Here is a 17,105-nt window from a genome sequence, read left to right on the forward strand (position 1 = left end):
GCCTAATCGAACTGTCGGGTACGGTTTAATTCGTACTCGCCGGTTCGATTATAGCTGGAGGCACACCATGCACGCCGCCCGACGCACCGCCCGCGCCTGGACCCTGGGGTCGGCCACCGTGGCGACCGGCCTGATCGCCGGGTTCTTCTACGCCTACGCCTGCTCCGTCATGTTCGGGCTGGCCCGGGTCGACGATCACACCTTCATCACCGCCATGCAGTGGATCAACGCCACCGTCCGCAACGGATGGTTCGCCGCGAGCTTCTTCGGCGCCCTGCCGCTGACCGCCGCGGCCGCGATCCTGCACGTGCGCCGCGACGGCAGGCGGGTGCTGCCCTGGGCGGCGGCGGCCTTTCTGCTCTACGCGGCCGCCTTCGCGATCACGATGGGCATCAGCGTGCCGCTCAACGAGGAGCTCGCGGCGGCCGGCGACCCCGGCGCCATCGGCGATCCCGGCGCGGTGCGGGCGGCGTACGAGGACGTCTGGGTGCGCTGGAACCTGGTTCGTACGCTCGCCTCGATCGCCGCTGTGGTCTGCCTCGTCCGGGCGCTGATCGTGCACGCTCGGCCGGGCGCCCGCGCCTGACCGTCCCTGACCGCCCGCCCCTGCCGCGTCTGGAGATCCCTGATGGCTGACGTTCCTGCCACGATCCTGGCCGATGGGCCCGGTGACACCTACATCGGGCTCGTTTTCATGTCCGGACTGTGCCTGGCGCCCATGATCATGCTGGGGCTGGGTGCCTGGTCCGCCTCCGGGAGCCGGCGTGGGCGCCGCGTCGCGGTGGGGATCAGTGTCGTGATCGTGCTGTTCTATGGGCTGTCGGTGCTGGGCAGTCACTTCTCGTGGCCGGACCTGCGGTTCAACGGTGAGGTCGCCGACGCCGCCATGCTGGTCCTGATCGCCTGCGGTGGCTTCCTGCTGCTGCCCTGGCTCCTGGCGTTCGGCGTTGCCAAGCTCGTCACACGCGCCACGCCGGCACCCGAGCCCGCTCCGGGCCCGGGATCGGGATCGGGATCGGATCCGGCGTAGCCGCCGCAGCCCGGACCGAGGTCCACGTAGCGGACAGTGCTTCACCTGAGCAGGACGTGGCAGATCGGAAACAGCAGGGCGCCGTCGAAGCGGTGGCAGGGCCTCTTCCGCCGCGATTCGCGCAGCGTCATCCTGCCCGTCTCGTAACGCTCGATGCGTTCGCGGGTTCCGGCCGCGGGCGTGATCCGCCACGAGTCGGCGTACTCGTCGTGAAGCTGCGTAGCCGTGGCGGGCAGCGATCGCAACGGGTAACGGCCGATGCGCATCTGTCAATGTTGAAGAACTGCCGGTGTCTCTGTCGCTTTGTGCGGTCGGAGACCGCGGAATGCGACGCTGCCGATACGCTGACCCGGCCCACCACCGACCCGGGAGCCGAGCCATGGCCGCGCGGAGTACCCACCTCGATCCGGACGCGTTGCTGGACCGGGCGGCGGTCGAGCGGGCCGACCTCATCGCCCTGGTGCGCGCGCACGACGGCCGGTCCACGCTGATCGCCCGGGACGCGCGCACCGGCGGCTTCTGCGGCCTGCCGCTCGGCCCGCTGGAGACGCCGCGCGCCGTCTCGTACGACGGAACGCGGTTTCTCGTCTCCGACCTGGCGGGCGGCCGGCTGCTGCTGCGCACCGTCGGCGGCGACGCGGACACGGTCCTACCGTCCGAGGGGGAGCAGAGCGGCGCGGTCGCGTTCTCGCCCGACGGCACGGGCGTCGCCATGCTGAACCAGGCCGGCGGGCGCGCCCTGCTGTCCGTCGTGGACCTTCGATCCCGCGGTGCCCGGACGGTGTGGACGGGCGAGGGCGCCGCCGAGGATCTCGCGCTCACCTGGTCGCCCGGCGGGCGCTTCCTCGCCGCCACCTACGTCACGCCCGACGACACGTCCGCCACGGTCGTCGTGGGCCACGACGGTGCCCTCGTGGCCGGCCAGGACGGGATGGAGATCGTCGGATCGTCCCACCGGGCCTGGCTCGACGACCACCGGCTCCTGCTCGTCGACGAGTTCTGGCCGGACGGCGTACCGCCGATCGTCGTCCTGGACCCGGCGACCGGTGCCCGGGAGCGATTGCGGCGCACCCGGCACGGTGCCGTGCTGGGCGCGGCCGGCGGGCGCCTCCTGCACCTGATCGATCGCGAGGGAGTCGTCACCGAGACGACCGCCGAGACGGACCGCCGCCCGTTCCTGATCGTCGGCCCGGACCTCTCCGTGGCCTTCCTCGACGTGGCGCCCGGCGCGTCACCGCGCTGAACCGCGCTGAACCGCCGTGGCCCGCTGAACCCTCGCCGGTGGCGGGCCGGAGCCCGCCACCGGCCACGTCGTCAGGCGGCCGACACCTCGAACAGCGCGGCCTGCTGCGGCTTGAGCAGCGGGACCGCGAGCCCGACCTCGGACAGCACCCGGCCGGGCAGCGTCACCGAGCCGGACGCCAGCCACGGCGGCGGCGCGTCCTGGGTGACCGCGCCGGTCAGCAGCGGGCGGACCGTGTAGGGCCGGTCCGGATCCAGGCCGGGCAGACGCAGCGGGGCGGGCAGCGCGGCCTGCGGCGCGTCCAGCGTCACGTAGGCGAAGATCGCGCTGCGCCGGTCCTGGGCGACCACGCCGTGCACCAGCTGGGCCGGGTCCGCGGTGTCGGCGCGGACCACCCGGCCGGTGTGCAGCAGCTCGCGGAAGCGCTTGTGCAGCGCGATCCACTCCGCGATCGTGGCGTGCTCCTCCGGCGTGGCGTGCAGCAGGTTCCACTCGATGCCGGCGCTGCCGAACAGCGCGGTGACCTGCCGGAACGCGAGATCCGTGGTGCGCCCGGTGATGTGCGCGGCCTGGTCCCCGAGGTGCCCGCCCAGATACTCCGGGGGTACGAGGACCGACGTCCAGCGCTGGATGCTCTGCCGGTCCAGCGGGTCGTTGGTGTCCGACGTCCAGAACCGGTCGACCAGCTCCAGGATGCCGAGGTCGACGCGCCCGCCGCCGGACGCGCAGCTCTCGATCTCCACGTCCGGGTGCGCCGTCCGCAGCTCGCGCAGCAGCCGGTAGAGCGCCGCGGTCTGCCGGTGCGCCACGCCCGGCGTGAGCACGTCCCGGTTGTGGTCCCACTTCAGGAACGCGATCGGGTACTCGTCGAGGAGCGCGTTGAGCCGCTCCAGCACGTACCCGTAGGCGCCGGGGTTCGAAAGGTCCAGCACGCGCTGGAAGCGCCAGGTGGGCGCGCCGGTGGCACCGAGCACCCAGTCCGGGTGCTCCGACGCGAGCCGTGAGGACGGGCTGACCATCTCCGGCTCGACCCACAGGCCGAAGTCCATGCCGGCCTCGTGCACCCGCTCGATCAGTGGATGCAGGCCGGACGGCCACACCTGCGCGTCGACGAACCAGTCGCCGAGCGCGCGCCGGTCGTCGCGCCGCCCGGTGAACCATCCGTCGTCCAGCACGAAGCGCTCGACGCCCACGGCACCGGCCGCGTCCGCGAGCGCGCCGAGCGTGTCGAGGTCCTGGGCGAAGTAGACCGCCTCCCAGGTGTTCAGCACGACCGGGCGCGGCCGGTGCAGCTCGGAGCGGTTGCGGATCCACGGGTGCAAGCGGTCCGAGAGGCCGTCCAGCCCGCGATCGGACCAGACGGCGACCAGCCACGGCGTGGCGTACTCCTCGCCCGGGGCCAGCGTGACCTCGCCCGCGCCGAGCAGCTCACCGGCGCCGAGCACGGCCGGGCCGAGCGCGGATCTCGACGCCCAGACCCGCTTGTCGCCGCTCCACGCCAGGTGCGCGGCCCAGACCTCGCCGCCGCGGAACCCGAACCCGGGCACGCCCGCGGCCAGCAGGAACGCGTCGTCGTGCCCGGGGCGGCCGTGCCGGGACTCGCGCATCCACGCGCCCTGGCGCAGCTCACCGCGCTGCGGCCGGCGCTCGTGCGCCCACAGCCCGGAGAAGTCCAGCACCTCGCGCGCCCGGTCCGGCACCGGCAGTTGCAGGTCCAGCGCGGTCAGCACGAAGTCGGACGTGCCGCGGTTGATCAGCGTGTGCCGCATGCGCAGCACGCCCTCGCGGGACAGTTCGAGCCGGGTGGTGACTGTCAGCGGCCCGGTCCCGGTGACGCTCATCCCACCTTCACCGGCGTCGGTGGACCAACCGTCCCAAGCAAGGGCGGACCGGTCGGTGAAGAACCCGTCGAGGCCCGGACGTTCGCTCCAGCCGTCCGTGAACGACGGCAGAAGAGGCAGCCACAGCGGTACGTCGATGCTGCTCGGCGGCACCGCGGGCACCGACGCGTCGGCGATCGCGGCGAGCGCCGGGGCGGGGAGGTCGCCGAGGTCGGCACCCCAGTGGACGATGGCGGGTGGACGTGCGTCGCGGGCGTCCAGCACGAGGCTGACGCCCGCGGCGCGAAGCTGGCGGATCAGGGCGCTACTCCTTGACGGGAATGGACTGCGATTTCAGGGTGTCGATGGTCGAGCGCTGCGCGGCGGCGAGCGCGTCGGCCAGCGTGCCGCGGCCGGAGACGGCGTTCTTGAAGCCGTCCGAGGTGTTGGCATAGGTCGAGGTCATCGTCGGTCCCCAGGTGAAACCGGGGGCGACCTGCGTGGCTGCCCGCGCGAACACCTCGTAGATCTTCTGGCCGCCGTAGAACTCGACGCCCTGCGCGTAGACCGGCAGGCTCGCGCCGGTCTTCGTCGCCGGGTACAGGTTGGCCTTCTCGGCCAGCAGCGTGAGCGCCTCCTCACTGGTGTTCAGCCACAGCGCGAACCGCGCGGCCTCGTACGGGTGTGCCGAGCCCTTGAACACGGCGGTGGACGACCCTCCCCAGTTCCCGGCGACGGTGCCGCCCGCGGACCACTGTGGCATGGGAGCGACGGCCCAGCGGCCGGCTGTGCCCGGCGCGCCGGAGGAGATCGAGTTCGCGCCCCAGACCGCGGACACCCAGGTCCAGGCGCTTCCGGAGTTGTATGCGTTGTCCCACTCGGTGGTCCACGGCGGCACGGTGGAGACCAGGTCGCGGTCGAGCAGCCGCTGCCAGTAGTCGGCGACCCGCGTGGTCTCCGGGCCGGTCAGGTCGACCGACCAGGTGTCGCCGTCACTGGCGAACCAGCTCGCACCGGCCTGCCACGACAGGCCCGCGAACTGGTTGACGTCGCTCTGCGAGAAGTTCGTGATGTAACCGCCGGCCGCCTTCACCTTCTCCGCCGCGGCCGCATATTCGTCCCAGGTCGTGGGCACCGCGATCCGGTGTTGGTCGAAGAGATCCTTGCGGTAGAACAAAGCCATCGGACCCGAATCCTGCGGTACGCCGTAGGCCGCGTCCGATTCGCCGAAGCTGACCTGATCCCACGTCCAGTCGATGAACTGCCCGCGCGCCGCCGTCACGTTCTCGCACGCGCCGAGGTCGAACAGGCCGTCCTGCACGCGAAAACTCGGCAGCGCGTCGTATTCGATCTGCCCGAGATCCGGCGGGTTTCCGGCGCGGAGCTGATTGAAGAAGTTCTGATACGTACCCCCGTTGCCGTTCGGTCCGGTCTGGACTTTGACCTGGATCCTGGGGTTGGCCGCGTTCCACACCTGCACGACCTCCTCGATCCCGGGAATCCACGAGGTGTAGGTGAGCGTGACCGGTTCCGCGTCGTCGGGCGCGCACGCGGCGGTCGAATCAGAGGGGGTGGAACAGGCCGTGATCAGCAGGGTGCAGCTCAGCGCGACGCCGAGCGTGCGCAGCGGGGTTTTCATCAGAGTGCCTGCTTTCCGATGAGGGGGACTACTTCACGGCCCCGGTGCCGAGACCGTTGCGCCAGAAGCGCTGCAAGAGCAGAAAAGCGATCACCAGCGGTACGACCGAGAGCAGCGCGCCGGTGAGGACGAGCCCACGCAGTTGCGGCACCTGGTTGACCTGCGTGTTCCAGGTGTAGAGGCCGAGCGTGACCGGGAACAGCCGCTCGTCGCCCAGCATGATCAGCGGCAGCAGGAAGTTGTTCCACACGGCCGTGAACTGGAACAGGAAGATGGTCACCAGCGCCGGCGTCATCAGCCGCGCCGCGATCGTGACGAACGTGCGCACCTCGCCGGCGCCGTCGATCCGCGCGGCCTCGATCAGGTCGTCCGGCACGCTCGCGGCCGCGTAGATGCGGGCCAGGTAGACGCCGAACGGGCTGACCACGCTGGGCAGGAACACCGACCAGAACGTGTTCGTCGCGCCGGCCCGGCTGAAGATGAGGAACAGTGGCAGCGCGAGCGCGGTGGCCGGGACCAGCACGCCGCCGAGCACCACGTTGAAGATCAGCTCCCGGCCGCGAAAACGGTATTTCGCCAGCGCGTATCCGCACATCGCGGCCAGCAGCGTGCCGATCAGCGCGGCACCGGCGGTGTAGAGGACGCTGTTGCCGAGCCAGCGCAGGAAGATCCCGTCCCGGTAGGTCAGTACCTCCCGCAGGTTGCCGATCAGCGCGAAGTCGGCGAACCACAGCGGCGAGGTGGAGGTGAACCCCGCCCGGGTCTTGGTGGCGCTGACGAACAGCCACCAGATCGGCGTCAGGAAGTAGACCGTGCACACGCCCAGCACGGTCATCGCCGCGATCCGCGCCCTCACCGACCCATCCCCCCGCGGCTCGTCGCCTTCAGTACCGAGAACGACAGCACGCAGGTGACCAGCGCCAGCACCACGGAGAACGCGGCCGCGAGATTGAAGTTCGGGATCGACGACGTCGAGTAGACCGTGAGGTTCGGCGTGTACGTGCTGGACACCGCGGAGGAGAAGCTGCGGAAGACCTGCGGCTCGGCCAGCAGCTGCAGCGTGCCGATCACGGAGAAGACCGCGGTCAGCACGATCGCGGGCCGGACCAGCGGGATCTTCACCGACCAGGCGATCCGGGCCGGCCCGGCGCCGTCGATCCGCGCGGCCTCGTAGATCTCCGGCGGGATCGCCAGCAGCGCCGAGTAGATGATCAGCATGTTGTAACCGGCGTAGACCCACGTCACCACGTTCGCCATCGCCCACAGCACCAGGTCCGCGGAGAGCAGGTCGACCGCGCCGGTCACCGGCGTGAACGGCGACAGCGTGGGGGAGTAGAGGAAGCCCCACATGATCGCGGCGATGACCCCGGGCACCGCGTACGGCACGAAGAACGCCAGCCGGAAGAAGCGCCGCCCGCGGACCAGGCCGGAGTCGAGCAGCAGCGCGAGGAACAGCGCCAGGACGAGCATGACGGGGATCTGCACCGCGCCGAACAGCAGCACGCGGCCGACCGAGGCCCAGAACGGCCCGTCGGAGAGGACCCGCTGGTACTGCACCAGCCCGCCGAAGACCTCGCGGGCCGGGCCGAACGTGCCGGTGCGCTCGACCGTGAACAGCGACTGGACCACGGCGTACCCGATGGGCAGCAGGTAGAAGAGCGTGAACAGCACGCCGAAGGGGGCGATGAAGAAGACCACCGCGGACCGGTGCCTGGTCACTCGCCCTCCCCGCTGTGTGCACGTGCACACATTTCGGCCGCACGAAGCGCGCGTGTCGTGTGTGTGAACGTGCACACAGTGTCACGTGGTTGATCGAGGGTCAAGACCGCGCCACTACGCTGTGCGGCGTGGCACGGACGCAACCGCAGAAACGCGCCACGGTGCACGACGTGGCCGCCGCGGCCGGCGTCTCCCGCGGCACCGTGAGCAGGGTCCTCAACGGCGGGTACGTCTCCGCCGCGTCCCGCGCCGCCATCGAGGCCGCGATCGCCGACGTCGGCTACGTGCCGAACACGGCGGCGCGCAACCTGGTCCGGCGCCGCTCCCAGGCCGTCGGCTTCCTCACGCTCGAACCGCACTCGCTGCTGCTGGAGGACCCGAACATCGGCGCGATCATGCTCGGCGCGAACGAGGAGCTGTCGATCGCCGACCACCAGATGGTCAGCCTGGTCGTCGACTCCGCGCGCGACACCGAGCGGGTCGCGCGATATCTCAGCGGCGGCTTCGTCGACGGCGCGATCGTGGTGTCGGCCCGCACGCACGACCCGATCACCCGGGTCATCGGCGCGCTCGGCCTGCCGGCCACGTTCGTCGGCCACCCGCCCGACCTGTCCCGCGACACGCCGTGGGTGGGGATCGACAACGCCGGGTCGGCCCGCGCGCTGGTCACCCGCCTGGCCGCCGGCGGGCGACGCCGGATCGGCATGATCGCGGCCGCGCTGGACCGGGACTCCGGCGCGGACCGCCTGGCCGGCTTCCGCGCCGCGCTCGGCGACCGCTTCGATGCGGGCCTGGTCGCGGAGGTGCCGCTCTACGACTACGCCTCCGGCGTGAAGGGCATGCGCGAGCTGCTGTCCCGCGAGCCCGCGATCGACGGGGTTTTCGCCGCCTCCGACGCGGTCGCGGCCGGTGCGCTCGAGGTTCTCCGCGACGCCGGCCGCGCCGTACCCGCTGATGTGGGTCTGGTGGGTTTCGACGACAGCTCGTGGGCGCTGCGCACGCAACCTCCGCTGTCCACGGTGCACCAGCCCGCGCGCGAGGTCGGCGCGGTCGCGGCCGACCTGGTCCTCCGCCAGATCAACGGCGACCACCCCGACCCGGTCGTCCTGCCGTCCCCGATCGTCTGGCGCGACTCCGCCTGACCGGCGCCACGGTCAGCCGCTTCGGCGCCCGGCCCCTGATCACGCTCGGGATGGTGCTGTCCGTGCTGTCCGGGCTCGGCATGGCGTGGATGACGCTGATGGAGGCCGACTCCGGCTATGTCGCGCACGTCCTGCCGCCGCTGGTCACGCTCGGGGTCGGCTTCGGCCTGATCATCGCCCCGGCGATGAGCACCGCCACCTCCGGCGTCGAACCGGCCGACGCCGGCGTCGCCTCCGCCACGGGCAACACGTCTCAGCAGGTCGGCGGCTCCATCGGCACGGCCCTGCTCAACACGCTCGCCGCCGCCGCCGACTACCTGATCGGCCGCCAGCCGACCGCGGACGTGGTCATCGCATCCCAGCTCGCCAGTTATCACACCGCTTTCTGGTGGACGGCCGCGTTCTTCGCGATCGGCGCGCTCGCCTGCGGGCCGCTGCTGCCCTCCGGCCGCCCGGTCCACAACCCGGACGCGGAACCGGCGCTGGTCCACTGAGCCGAGCGGCGGGCCGCGTGGCCCGCCGCGAACATTCGTCGCGAACCATCTGTATTGCATCGGCATAAGCGGAAAAGAGGCGCTGAACGCGATTGTCGATGGTGGCCCTAAAGGATATGACGGCCGTCCGGGTGACTTTCTGAGTGGCGTGTCCGTGATCCGATTGTGTGAATGACGCGGCCGGGTAGCGTGTCGTTGCGCGCGCGAATCCCATGCTCGTCAACGCCAACTCGTGGTGGTGCGTCATGCCGGCTGAAACGACGGAAAAGGGCACTGCCGCGCGGCCTGCGGTGGCGCTTCCCAAGGGCGGCGGTGCGGTGCGCGGGATCGGGGAGAAATTCGCCGCGAATCCGGCCACCGGGACCGGCGCGGTCACCGTGCCGGTCCCGGTCAGTCCGGGCCGGGCCGGGTTCGGGCCGCGGCTGACGCTCTCCTACGACTCCGGCAGCGGCAACGGCCCGTTCGGTGTCGGATGGAGTCTCTCGCTCGCCGCGATCACCCGGAAGACCGAGCGGGGACTGCCGCGGTACGCGGACGCGGCCGAGTCCGACGTGTACGTGATGGCCGGCGTCGAGGACCTGGTGCCGGTGCTACGCCCGGACGGCGACCGTGACGAGGATATCGCCAGCGCGCCCGGGTACGTCATCCACCGGTACCGGCCGCGGGTCGAAGGGCTGTTCGCCCGGATCGAGCGCTGGACCCGCACGGACACCGGCGACGTCCACTGGCGCGCCGTCACCGCCGACGACGTCACCTCCGTCTACGGCCGCGACCACCGTTCGCGGATCGCCGATCCGGCCGCGCCGGACCGCGTGTTCAGCTGGCTGATCTGCGAGAGCTGGGACGACAAGGGCAACGCCAGCGTGTACGAGTACGTGGCGGAGAACGGCGCGGGCGTGGACACCGCCCTCGGGTCCGAACGGCACCGGGAACGCGCCGCGAACCGCTACCTGAAGCGGATCCGGTACGGCAACCGGGTGTCCCGGCTCGCCGAACCCGACCTGACCCGGCACGAGTGGCTGTTCGAGGTGGTCCTCGACTACGACGAGGGGCACCTGGCGACCGTCACGCCGGAGTCCGCGGAGCGGCACGAGACCGTCCGGGCCACGACGACCGCGACACGGCCGTGGGCGGTCCGCCCGGACTCGTTCTCGTCGTATCGCCCCGGCTTCGAGGTCCGCACCCACCGGCGGTGCCGGCGCATTCTCTCCTTCCATCACGTCCCGGACCTGCCGGCGGGGGACCGAGGCTACGACGGCCCGGTCCGGTGCACCGAGTTCGACTACGCGGACCTGGACTACCGGCAGCCGCCCGGGGTCGCGGACGAGCTGGCCCACCAGGGCAGCACCCGGACCGCGTCGTTCCTGCGCGGGGTGACCCAGTCCGGCTTCGCCCGCGACGGTGATCAGCCGGTGCACCTGCGCCGGTCGCTGCCGCGGGTCGAGTTCACCTACAGCCGGCCGGTCGTCTCGGGTACGGCGCGGGACGTCGAGGCGGAACCGGCCGCGGGCCTGCCGCCAGCCGGTACGGACCGGGCGTACCAGTGGATCGACCTGCACGGGGAGGGTCTCACCGGCATTCTGAGCGAGTACGCCGGAGACTGGTTCTATCAGCGCAACCTGGGGCCGCTCATCCGGCCGGCCGCGGCCCGGTTCGGGGCGGCCGAACCGGTCGCCGCCCGCCCGGCCCTGGCGCGAGCCGGCGGCCACGCCCGGTTCATGGACCTCGCCGGCGACGGCAGCCCGGACCTGGTCGCGCTGGACGGGCCGGTGCCCGGGTTCCACGAGCACGACGACGGCGAAGGCTGGCTGCCGTTCCGCCCGTTCAGCGCGCGACTGCCGCGGGACGGGCGTGATCCGCGCCTGCGGCTGGCCGACCTGACCGGGGACGGGCACGCCGACGCGCTGATCGCCGAGGGCGACACGCTGATCTGGCATCCCTCGCTCGGCGAGGACGGTTTCGGCGCGGCCGTGCACGCCTCGCTGGGCTCCGCCGGGCCACGTCTGATGTTCGCCGACCACACGCAGGCAGTGCACCTGGCCGACATGAGCGGTGACGGCCTGCCCGACGTGGTGTCGGTCCGCGACGGCGAGGTCCGTTACTGGCCGAACCTGGGGTACGGCCGGTTCGGCTCCGCGATCACCATGGACGGCTCGCCGCGGCTGGACACGCCGGGCGGTTTCGAGCCGGGCCGGGTGCTGCTCGCCGACATCGACGGTTCCGGCACCACCGACCTGATCTACTCGGACCGGACCGGGGTGCGGCTGTACTTCAACCAGTCCGGGAACCGGCTGAGCGAACCGTACCGGGTGGACGTCCGTTCGCCGGAGGCGGAGATGTCCGCCGTGGACCTACTCGGCGACGGCACCGCCTGCCTGGTCTGGTCGTCGCCGCTGCCCGGCGACCGGCGCCGCCCGCTGCGCTACGTGCGCCTGATGGCGGACGGCAAACCGCACCTGCTCACCTCGGTGGTGAACAACCTGGGCGCGGAGAGCCGGGTGTCGTACACGCCGTCGACCACGTTCTACCTCGCCGACGCGCGGGCCGGGCAGCCGTGGGCCACCCGGCTGCCGTTCCCGGTGCACGTGGTCGAGCGGGTCGAGACGCGCGACCGGGTGAGCGGCAACCGGTTCGTGTCCCGCTACGCCTACCACCATGGCCGGTTCGACGGCACCGAGCGCGAGTTCTGCGGGTTCGGGCTGGTCGATCAGTGGGACACCGCGCGGATCGCGGCGCTCGGGGACGGAACGAACGAGGACGCCGCCTCGCACGTGCCGCCGGTGCTGACCCGCACCTGGTTCCACACCGGCGCGCGGGCCGTGCCGGCCGGGGAGTTCTACCGCGGGCCGGGCCTGACCGGTGCCGTCCTGCCCCCCGGGCTGACCGCGGAGGACGAGCGGGAGGCGTACCGGGCGCTGCGCGGATCGGTGCTGCGCCAGGAGGTCTACGCGCGGGACGACAGCGCCGCGTCCGCGCATCCGTACACGGTGGCCGAGTCCAGCTTCACCGTGCGCCGCCTGCAACCGCGCGGTGGCAACCGGCACGCCGTGTTCCTGCCGCACGCCCGGGAGTCGCTCACCCATCACTACGAGCGGAACCCGGCGGACCCGCGCACCGGCCACGTGCTCACCCTCGACGTCGACGACCTCGGCACGGTACGGCGCAGCGCGACCGTGGGCTACGGCCGCCGCGCACCCGACCCGGCGCTGCCCCCGGCGGATCAGGCCCTCCAGGCGCGGATCCACGTCACCTGCACGGAAAACGACGTCACCAACATCGTCGACACCCCGGCCGGGTACCGGATGCCGGCGCCGTGCGAGTCCCGCACGTACGAGCTGACCGGGCTCGCCCTGCCGCCCGGCGAGGCCCGGTTCGGCTTCGACCAGGTCCGGGACGCGGCCGCTGGCGCACCGGTGATCGCCTACGAGGTGGTGCCGCCGCCGGATGCGGTGCGGCGCCGGCTGATCGAACGGGTGCGCACGTACTACCGCCGGGACGATCTGACCGGCCGGCTGCCGCTGGGTCAGCTGCAGACGCTGGGGCTGCCGTTCGACAGCTACCGGCTGGCGTTCACCCCGGGCCTGCTCACCCGGGTCTACGGCGGGCGGGTGACGGACGCGATGCTCGCCACGGACGGCGGGTACGTGCACGGCGACGGCGACGCGGACTGGTGGTCCCCCGCGGGCCTACTGTTCTACTCGCCGGGCCCGGCCGACAGCCCCGCGCAGGAGTTGGCGTACGCCCGGCAGCACTTCTTCCTGCCACACCGGTTCCGCGACCAGTTCGGCGCCGACAGCACCGTCGCCTACGACGCGTACACCCTGCTCGTCCAGGAGACCCGCGACGCGCTCGGCAACCGGGTCACCGCGGGCGAGCGGCACACCGACCCGGACCGGCCCCCGGTGCGTGGAGGCCAGGACTACCGGGTGCTGATGCCGTCGCTGATCATGGACGCCAACCGCAACCGGTCGCAGGTCGCCTTCGACGCGTTCGGCACGGTCGCCGGCACCGCGCTGATGGGCAAGCCGGAGGAGACGCCGGCGCCGGGGGACCGGCTTACCGCCGCGTTCCGGGCCGACCCGACGCAGGCCGAGATCGACGCGTTCCTGGCCGCACCGCGCGGGCCGCTGGCCGCCGCGCTGCTCGGTGACGCCACCAGCCGGGTGTTGACCGACCTCAACGCGTACCGTCGCGGTATTGATCTTGATCGTCGGCCGCCCACACCGCGCGCCAGTCTGGTGCGGGAACGGCACGGTGGCCCGGGACCGGTGCAGGTCACGATCGCCTACACCGACGGCTTCGGCCGGGAACTGCAACGCAAGGTCCCGGCCGAACCCGGCCCGGCGCCCCGGCGGGCGCCGGACGGCACGATCGTCGTCGGCCCGGACGGACTGCCGGACCTCACCGGCCACGCCGACCCACGCTGGGTGGGCACCGGCTGGACCGTCTTCGACAACAAGGGCGAGCCGGTACGGCAGTACGAGCCGTTCTTCACCGACACGCACCGCTTCGAGTCCGACGTGCGGATCGGCGCGAGCGCGGTGCTCTGCCGCGATCCGCTCGGCCGTGTGGTGGCCACCGTGCACCCGGACCACTCCTGGGAGAAGACGGTCGTCGGCCCGTGGCACGACGAGACGTCCAACGCCAGCGACACCATGCTGGTCACCGACCCGGCCCTGGATCCGGACGTCGGCGACCGGATCGGCCGGCTGCCGGCCGCCGACTACCTGCCCACCTGGCACGCGCTGCGCACCGACCCGGCGCACGCGGCGGCGTTCGCGGCCCGCTACCCGGACCCGGCCGACCGTGTGGAGGAGACGGCCGCGGCCCGCCGGTCCGAGCCGCATGCGGGGACGCCGTCGGTCGTGCGCACCGACGCGCTCGGCCGGCCCGCGGTCACCATCCTGCACAACCGGGTGGACCTCGGCGACGGGCCGGCCGCCGACCGGTTCCCGCGGACCAGCGTGGTCCGCGACATCGAGGACAACCAGCGGGAGATCATCGACGCGGGCGGGCGGACGATCGCCCGGTACGACTACGACATGCTGGGCAACCGGGTCCGGTCGGCGAGCATGGACGCGGGCGAACGCTGGACGCTGCCCGACGTCGCCGGCACGGTCCGGTACACGTGGGACGGCCGCGGCCACCGGACCCGGATCACCTGCGACGCGCTGCACCGGCCGGTGGAGACGTTCCTGCGCGGCGGCACCGGGCCGGAGTCGCTGGTCGCGCGCGACGTCTACGGCGAGGGCCATCCGCAGGCCGTGGCCCGCAACCTGCGCGGGCGGCTGGTCACCCGGCAGGACCAGGCCGGCGTGGTGGTCACCGACGACTTCGACTTCAAGGGCAATCTGCTGCACGGCACCCGCCGGCTTGCCACCGACTACCGGTCCACGCTGGACTGGGCGGCGACCCCGGCGATGGAGGCGGAGACGTGGACCGGCCGGACCCGGTACGACGGGCTGAACCGGCCGGCGCAGATCATCGTGCCGCACAGCGACGCGCCGGGCAGCGCGATCACGGTGATCCAGCCGGTCTACGGCGAGGCGAACCTGCTCGACCGGGTGCACGTCTGGCTCGACCTGCCGGCCGTGCCGCCCGGGCCGCTCGATCCGGCCGGCGCGACGATGACCGCGGTCACCGGCATCGACTACGACGCCAAGGGCCGGCGCACGCGGATCGCGTACGGCAACGGCACCCGCACCGAGTACCGGTACGACCCGCTCACCACCCGGCTCGCCGGGCTGCGGACCCGCCGGGACCCGGGTGCGTTCCCGGACGACTGCCCGGACCCGGCGCCGGACGGCTGGCCCGGCTGCGCGGTGCAGAACCTGCACTACACCTACGACCCGGCCGGGAACATCAGCCGGGTCCGGGACACCGCGCAGCAGGCCGTCTTCTTCCGCAACCGGCGGGTCGAGCCGGGCACGACGTTCCGGTACGACGCGATGTTCCAGCTGATCGAGGCGACCGGCCGTGAGCACCTCGGCCAGGCTGGCGGGCCGCCGATCCCGTCCGCGCCGGGCGACCTGCCCGCGATCCCGGTCGTGCACCCCGGCGACGGCACGGCCATGGGCCGGTACGCCGAACGTTACCTCTACGACGACACCGGCAACCTGCTGGAGCTGCGGCATCGCGGCACCGACCCGGCGCAACCCGGCTGGACCCGCGCCTACACCTACGACGAACCCAGCCTGCTGCAGCCCGGGCAGCGCGGCAACCGGTTGACCCGGACGACGGCCGGCGGAACCGTCGAGACCTACAGCACCGGCGGCGACGGCTACGACGCGCACGGCAACCTGCTGCGCATGCCGCACCTGTCCGGGATCGAGTGGGACGAGGACGACCTGCTGCGGATGACGAGCCGGCAGGTCGTCGCGGGCGGCGCCGGCGGGGAACGCACCTTCTACGTCTACGACTCCGCCGGCGAGCGGGTGCGGAAGGTGACCGAGCGGGCCGGCGGCGACGTCAAGGACGAGCGGATCTACCTGGAGACCGTGGAGATCTTCCGGTCGTACGGGCCGGACGCGCGGGCCCGGGAGACCGTGCACGTGATGGACGACGAGCGGCGGGTGCTCTCCGTGGAGACGCGTACCGCCGGCACCGAACCGCCGGGCGTGCCCCGCCGGCGGGTGCGGTACCAGCACGACGACCACCTCGGCTCGGCCGTGCTGGAGCTGGACGGCAACGGTCAGGTCATCACGTACGAGGAGTATTCGCCGTACGGGGTCTCCACCTATCAGGCGGTGCGCGCCCAGACCGGGCCGGTGCGCCGGCACCGCTACCTCGGCCGGGAACGCGACGAGGAGACCGGGTTCTACGCGATGGGCGCCCGGTACTACGCGCCCTGGCTGGCCCGCTGGATCAGCTGTGATCCGGCGGCCGAGGCGGACGGGCCGAACCGCTACGCGTACTGCGCCGGGAACCCGGTGATGCTGCGGGACCCGACCGGCACCCAGGGCACGCCGCCTCCGCCCGGCCTGATCGGAAACGACGAGCGGATCGGCGCGCTGTGGGAGAAGGCGGTCGTCGAGGAGCTCGGCACGAAATACTCGGCCTCGTCCTACAAGGAAGTCGTGACGGCGTTCCAGAAGGACGTCGCCGAGACCGTCGCGGCCAAGGGAAAGGGATCCAACCGGCAGAAGGGCACCGGGATCAACCTCGCCCGGGAGACCTACTCGCGGGTGCGCACCCGGTTCGGGAAGCTCGCCGCCGCGGCCGGGATCTCGCTGGACGGCATCCAGGTGCACCACACGTTCGACGAGCTGGCGAAGACGCCGGCGGAGGCGCTGAACACGACGAACCTGAGCTTCCAGAAGGGGCATGCGGGCAAGGCCGGGTCCGGCCACAACTTCGCCCACGAGGTCAGCAAGGCGCACGAGGCGGGCTCGAAGAACCCGGGCGCGGACGTCGCGGCGGAGATGCACAAGAAGGGCATCACGCCGGACGTGCCCGAGCTGAGCCACCCGCTGCGCAACCCGGCGGTGCCGCACGCGCCCAAGGCACCGCACGCGCCGAAGGCACCGCACGCGCCCAAGGCGCCGCACACGCCGAAGGCCGGGAAGGTGGGCGGACTGATCGGGAAGGTGATCGCGATCGGCATCGGTGGCTACGTCTTCATCCAGACCGGTGACGCGTACGCCGCGGTGCAGACCGCGAACCCGGCCGCGAACATCACCGACGAACTGCTGTCCGGCGACGCGTCGGCCGGCGGCGTCGCGGTCGCGGCCGCGAAGGACGCCTACGGCCTGACCCCGGTGGCCACCGTGCAGTGGGTGATGTTCGACGTGCTGGGACCGCAGGGCGACAACATCTACGACCCCCGGATCACCGAACGGGCGCTGCGGGAGGGCCGCAACCCGTTCTGCGCGCAGTGTCACGGCCCCGGCGGCGCGCTCGACCCGGAGAACGACTGGAATCGGCGCGCCCGCCTGCGCGGCACGCCGAGCCTGTTCCCGACGACCACCGAAGCCGACCGGCAGCGGCTGCTCGACTTCATCGAGGCACAGCGATGATCA

The 17,105-nt window shown here is 72.2% G+C and carries 11 protein-coding genes; 6 read left to right on the plus strand and 5 right to left on the minus strand.

The window, feature by feature from the left end:
• The first annotated feature begins 67 nt into the window (after nucleotides 1-67).
• Both J2S43_RS11660 and J2S43_RS11665 read left to right on the plus strand, forming a co-directional pair.
• Nucleotides 68-586 carry an anthrone oxygenase family protein gene (locus J2S43_RS11660; RefSeq protein WP_306828925.1) on the plus strand — a complete coding sequence of 173 codons (519 nt, stop codon included), beginning with the start codon at nucleotides 68-70 and terminating at the stop codon, nucleotides 584-586.
• A 42-nt stretch (nucleotides 587-628) separates the two neighbouring features.
• Nucleotides 629-1,030: a hypothetical protein gene (locus tag J2S43_RS11665; protein ID WP_306828926.1), complete on the plus strand. Its 402-nt coding sequence runs from the start codon at nucleotides 629-631 to the stop codon at nucleotides 1,028-1,030.
• A gap of 41 nt (nucleotides 1,031-1,071) precedes the next feature.
• Here J2S43_RS11665 and J2S43_RS11670 read toward each other — a convergent pair whose 3' ends face one another.
• Complete coding sequence (locus J2S43_RS11670; protein WP_306828928.1) at nucleotides 1,072-1,296, minus strand: hypothetical protein; 225 nt, start codon at nucleotides 1,294-1,296, stop codon at nucleotides 1,072-1,074.
• Nucleotides 1,297-1,409: 113 nt separating this feature from the next.
• Here J2S43_RS11670 and J2S43_RS11675 point away from each other — a divergent pair, with 113 nt between their 5' ends.
• Nucleotides 1,410-2,273, plus strand: coding sequence for a TolB family protein (locus J2S43_RS11675; RefSeq protein WP_306828929.1), 864 nt, complete (start codon nucleotides 1,410-1,412; stop codon nucleotides 2,271-2,273).
• Between the two features lie 71 nt (nucleotides 2,274-2,344).
• Here J2S43_RS11675 and J2S43_RS11680 read toward each other — a convergent pair whose 3' ends face one another.
• The 4 genes from J2S43_RS11680 to J2S43_RS11695 are packed head-to-tail and all read right to left on the minus strand — an operon-like array spanning nucleotide 2,345 to nucleotide 7,451.
• Nucleotides 2,345-4,378: an alpha-galactosidase gene (locus J2S43_RS11680; protein ID WP_306828930.1), complete on the minus strand. Its 2,034-nt coding sequence runs from the start codon at nucleotides 4,376-4,378 to the stop codon at nucleotides 2,345-2,347.
• A 40-nt stretch (nucleotides 4,379-4,418) separates the two neighbouring features.
• Entirely contained in the window at nucleotides 4,419-5,732 is a 1,314-nt protein-coding gene (locus J2S43_RS11685; RefSeq protein ID WP_306828932.1) for an ABC transporter substrate-binding protein, read from the minus strand.
• A gap of 28 nt (nucleotides 5,733-5,760) precedes the next feature.
• The gene (locus J2S43_RS11690; protein WP_306828933.1) at nucleotides 5,761-6,588 is read right to left on the minus strand and encodes a carbohydrate ABC transporter permease; all 828 of its coding nucleotides are present in this window, start codon (nucleotides 6,586-6,588) and stop codon (nucleotides 5,761-5,763) included.
• Nucleotides 6,585-7,451 carry a carbohydrate ABC transporter permease gene (locus tag J2S43_RS11695; protein ID WP_306828935.1) on the minus strand — a complete coding sequence of 289 codons (867 nt, stop codon included), beginning with the start codon at nucleotides 7,449-7,451 and terminating at the stop codon, nucleotides 6,585-6,587. Before J2S43_RS11695 ends, J2S43_RS11690 begins: the two co-directional genes overlap by 4 nt.
• 128 nt (nucleotides 7,452-7,579) lie before the next feature.
• On the opposite strand from J2S43_RS11695, the gene J2S43_RS11700 reads away from it, so the two are divergent.
• The 3 genes from J2S43_RS11700 to J2S43_RS11710 all read left to right on the plus strand — a co-directional run bounded on the left by J2S43_RS11700 (nucleotide 7,580) and on the right by J2S43_RS11710 (nucleotide 17,102).
• Nucleotides 7,580-8,593 carry a LacI family DNA-binding transcriptional regulator gene (locus tag J2S43_RS11700; RefSeq protein WP_306828936.1) on the plus strand — a complete coding sequence of 338 codons (1,014 nt, stop codon included), beginning with the start codon at nucleotides 7,580-7,582 and terminating at the stop codon, nucleotides 8,591-8,593.
• Nucleotides 8,594-8,643: 50 nt separating this feature from the next.
• A complete protein-coding gene (locus J2S43_RS11705; RefSeq protein ID WP_306828937.1) occupies nucleotides 8,644-9,087 on the plus strand; it encodes an MFS transporter in 444 nt (147 codons plus the stop codon).
• Nucleotides 9,088-9,377: 290 nt separating this feature from the next.
• Nucleotides 9,378-17,102 carry a SpvB/TcaC N-terminal domain-containing protein gene (locus tag J2S43_RS11710; RefSeq protein WP_306828938.1) on the plus strand — a complete coding sequence of 2,575 codons (7,725 nt, stop codon included), beginning with the start codon at nucleotides 9,378-9,380 and terminating at the stop codon, nucleotides 17,100-17,102.
• Nucleotides 17,103-17,105: the final 3 nt, after the last annotated feature.

Origin of the sequence: Catenuloplanes nepalensis, from assembly GCF_030811575.1 — a bacterium.
Classification (GTDB): Bacteria; Actinomycetota; Actinomycetes; order Mycobacteriales; family Micromonosporaceae; genus Catenuloplanes; species Catenuloplanes nepalensis.

Bases quoted from the DNA above. Each gene is read 5' to 3' on its own strand.
- J2S43_RS11660 (WP_306828925.1), top strand. From the start codon at position 68: ATGCACGCCGCCCGACGCACCGCCCGCGCCTGGACCCTGGGGTCGGCC.
- J2S43_RS11665 (WP_306828926.1), top strand. From the start codon at position 629: ATGGCTGACGTTCCTGCCACGATCCTGGCCGATGGGCCCGGTGACACC.
- J2S43_RS11670 (WP_306828928.1), bottom strand. From the start codon at position 1,296: ATGCGCATCGGCCGTTACCCGTTGCGATCGCTGCCCGCCACGGCTACG.
- J2S43_RS11675 (WP_306828929.1), top strand. From the start codon at position 1,410: ATGGCCGCGCGGAGTACCCACCTCGATCCGGACGCGTTGCTGGACCGG.
- J2S43_RS11685 (WP_306828932.1), bottom strand. From the start codon at position 5,732: ATGAAAACCCCGCTGCGCACGCTCGGCGTCGCGCTGAGCTGCACCCTG.
- J2S43_RS11705 (WP_306828937.1), top strand. From the start codon at position 8,644: ATGGTGCTGTCCGTGCTGTCCGGGCTCGGCATGGCGTGGATGACGCTG.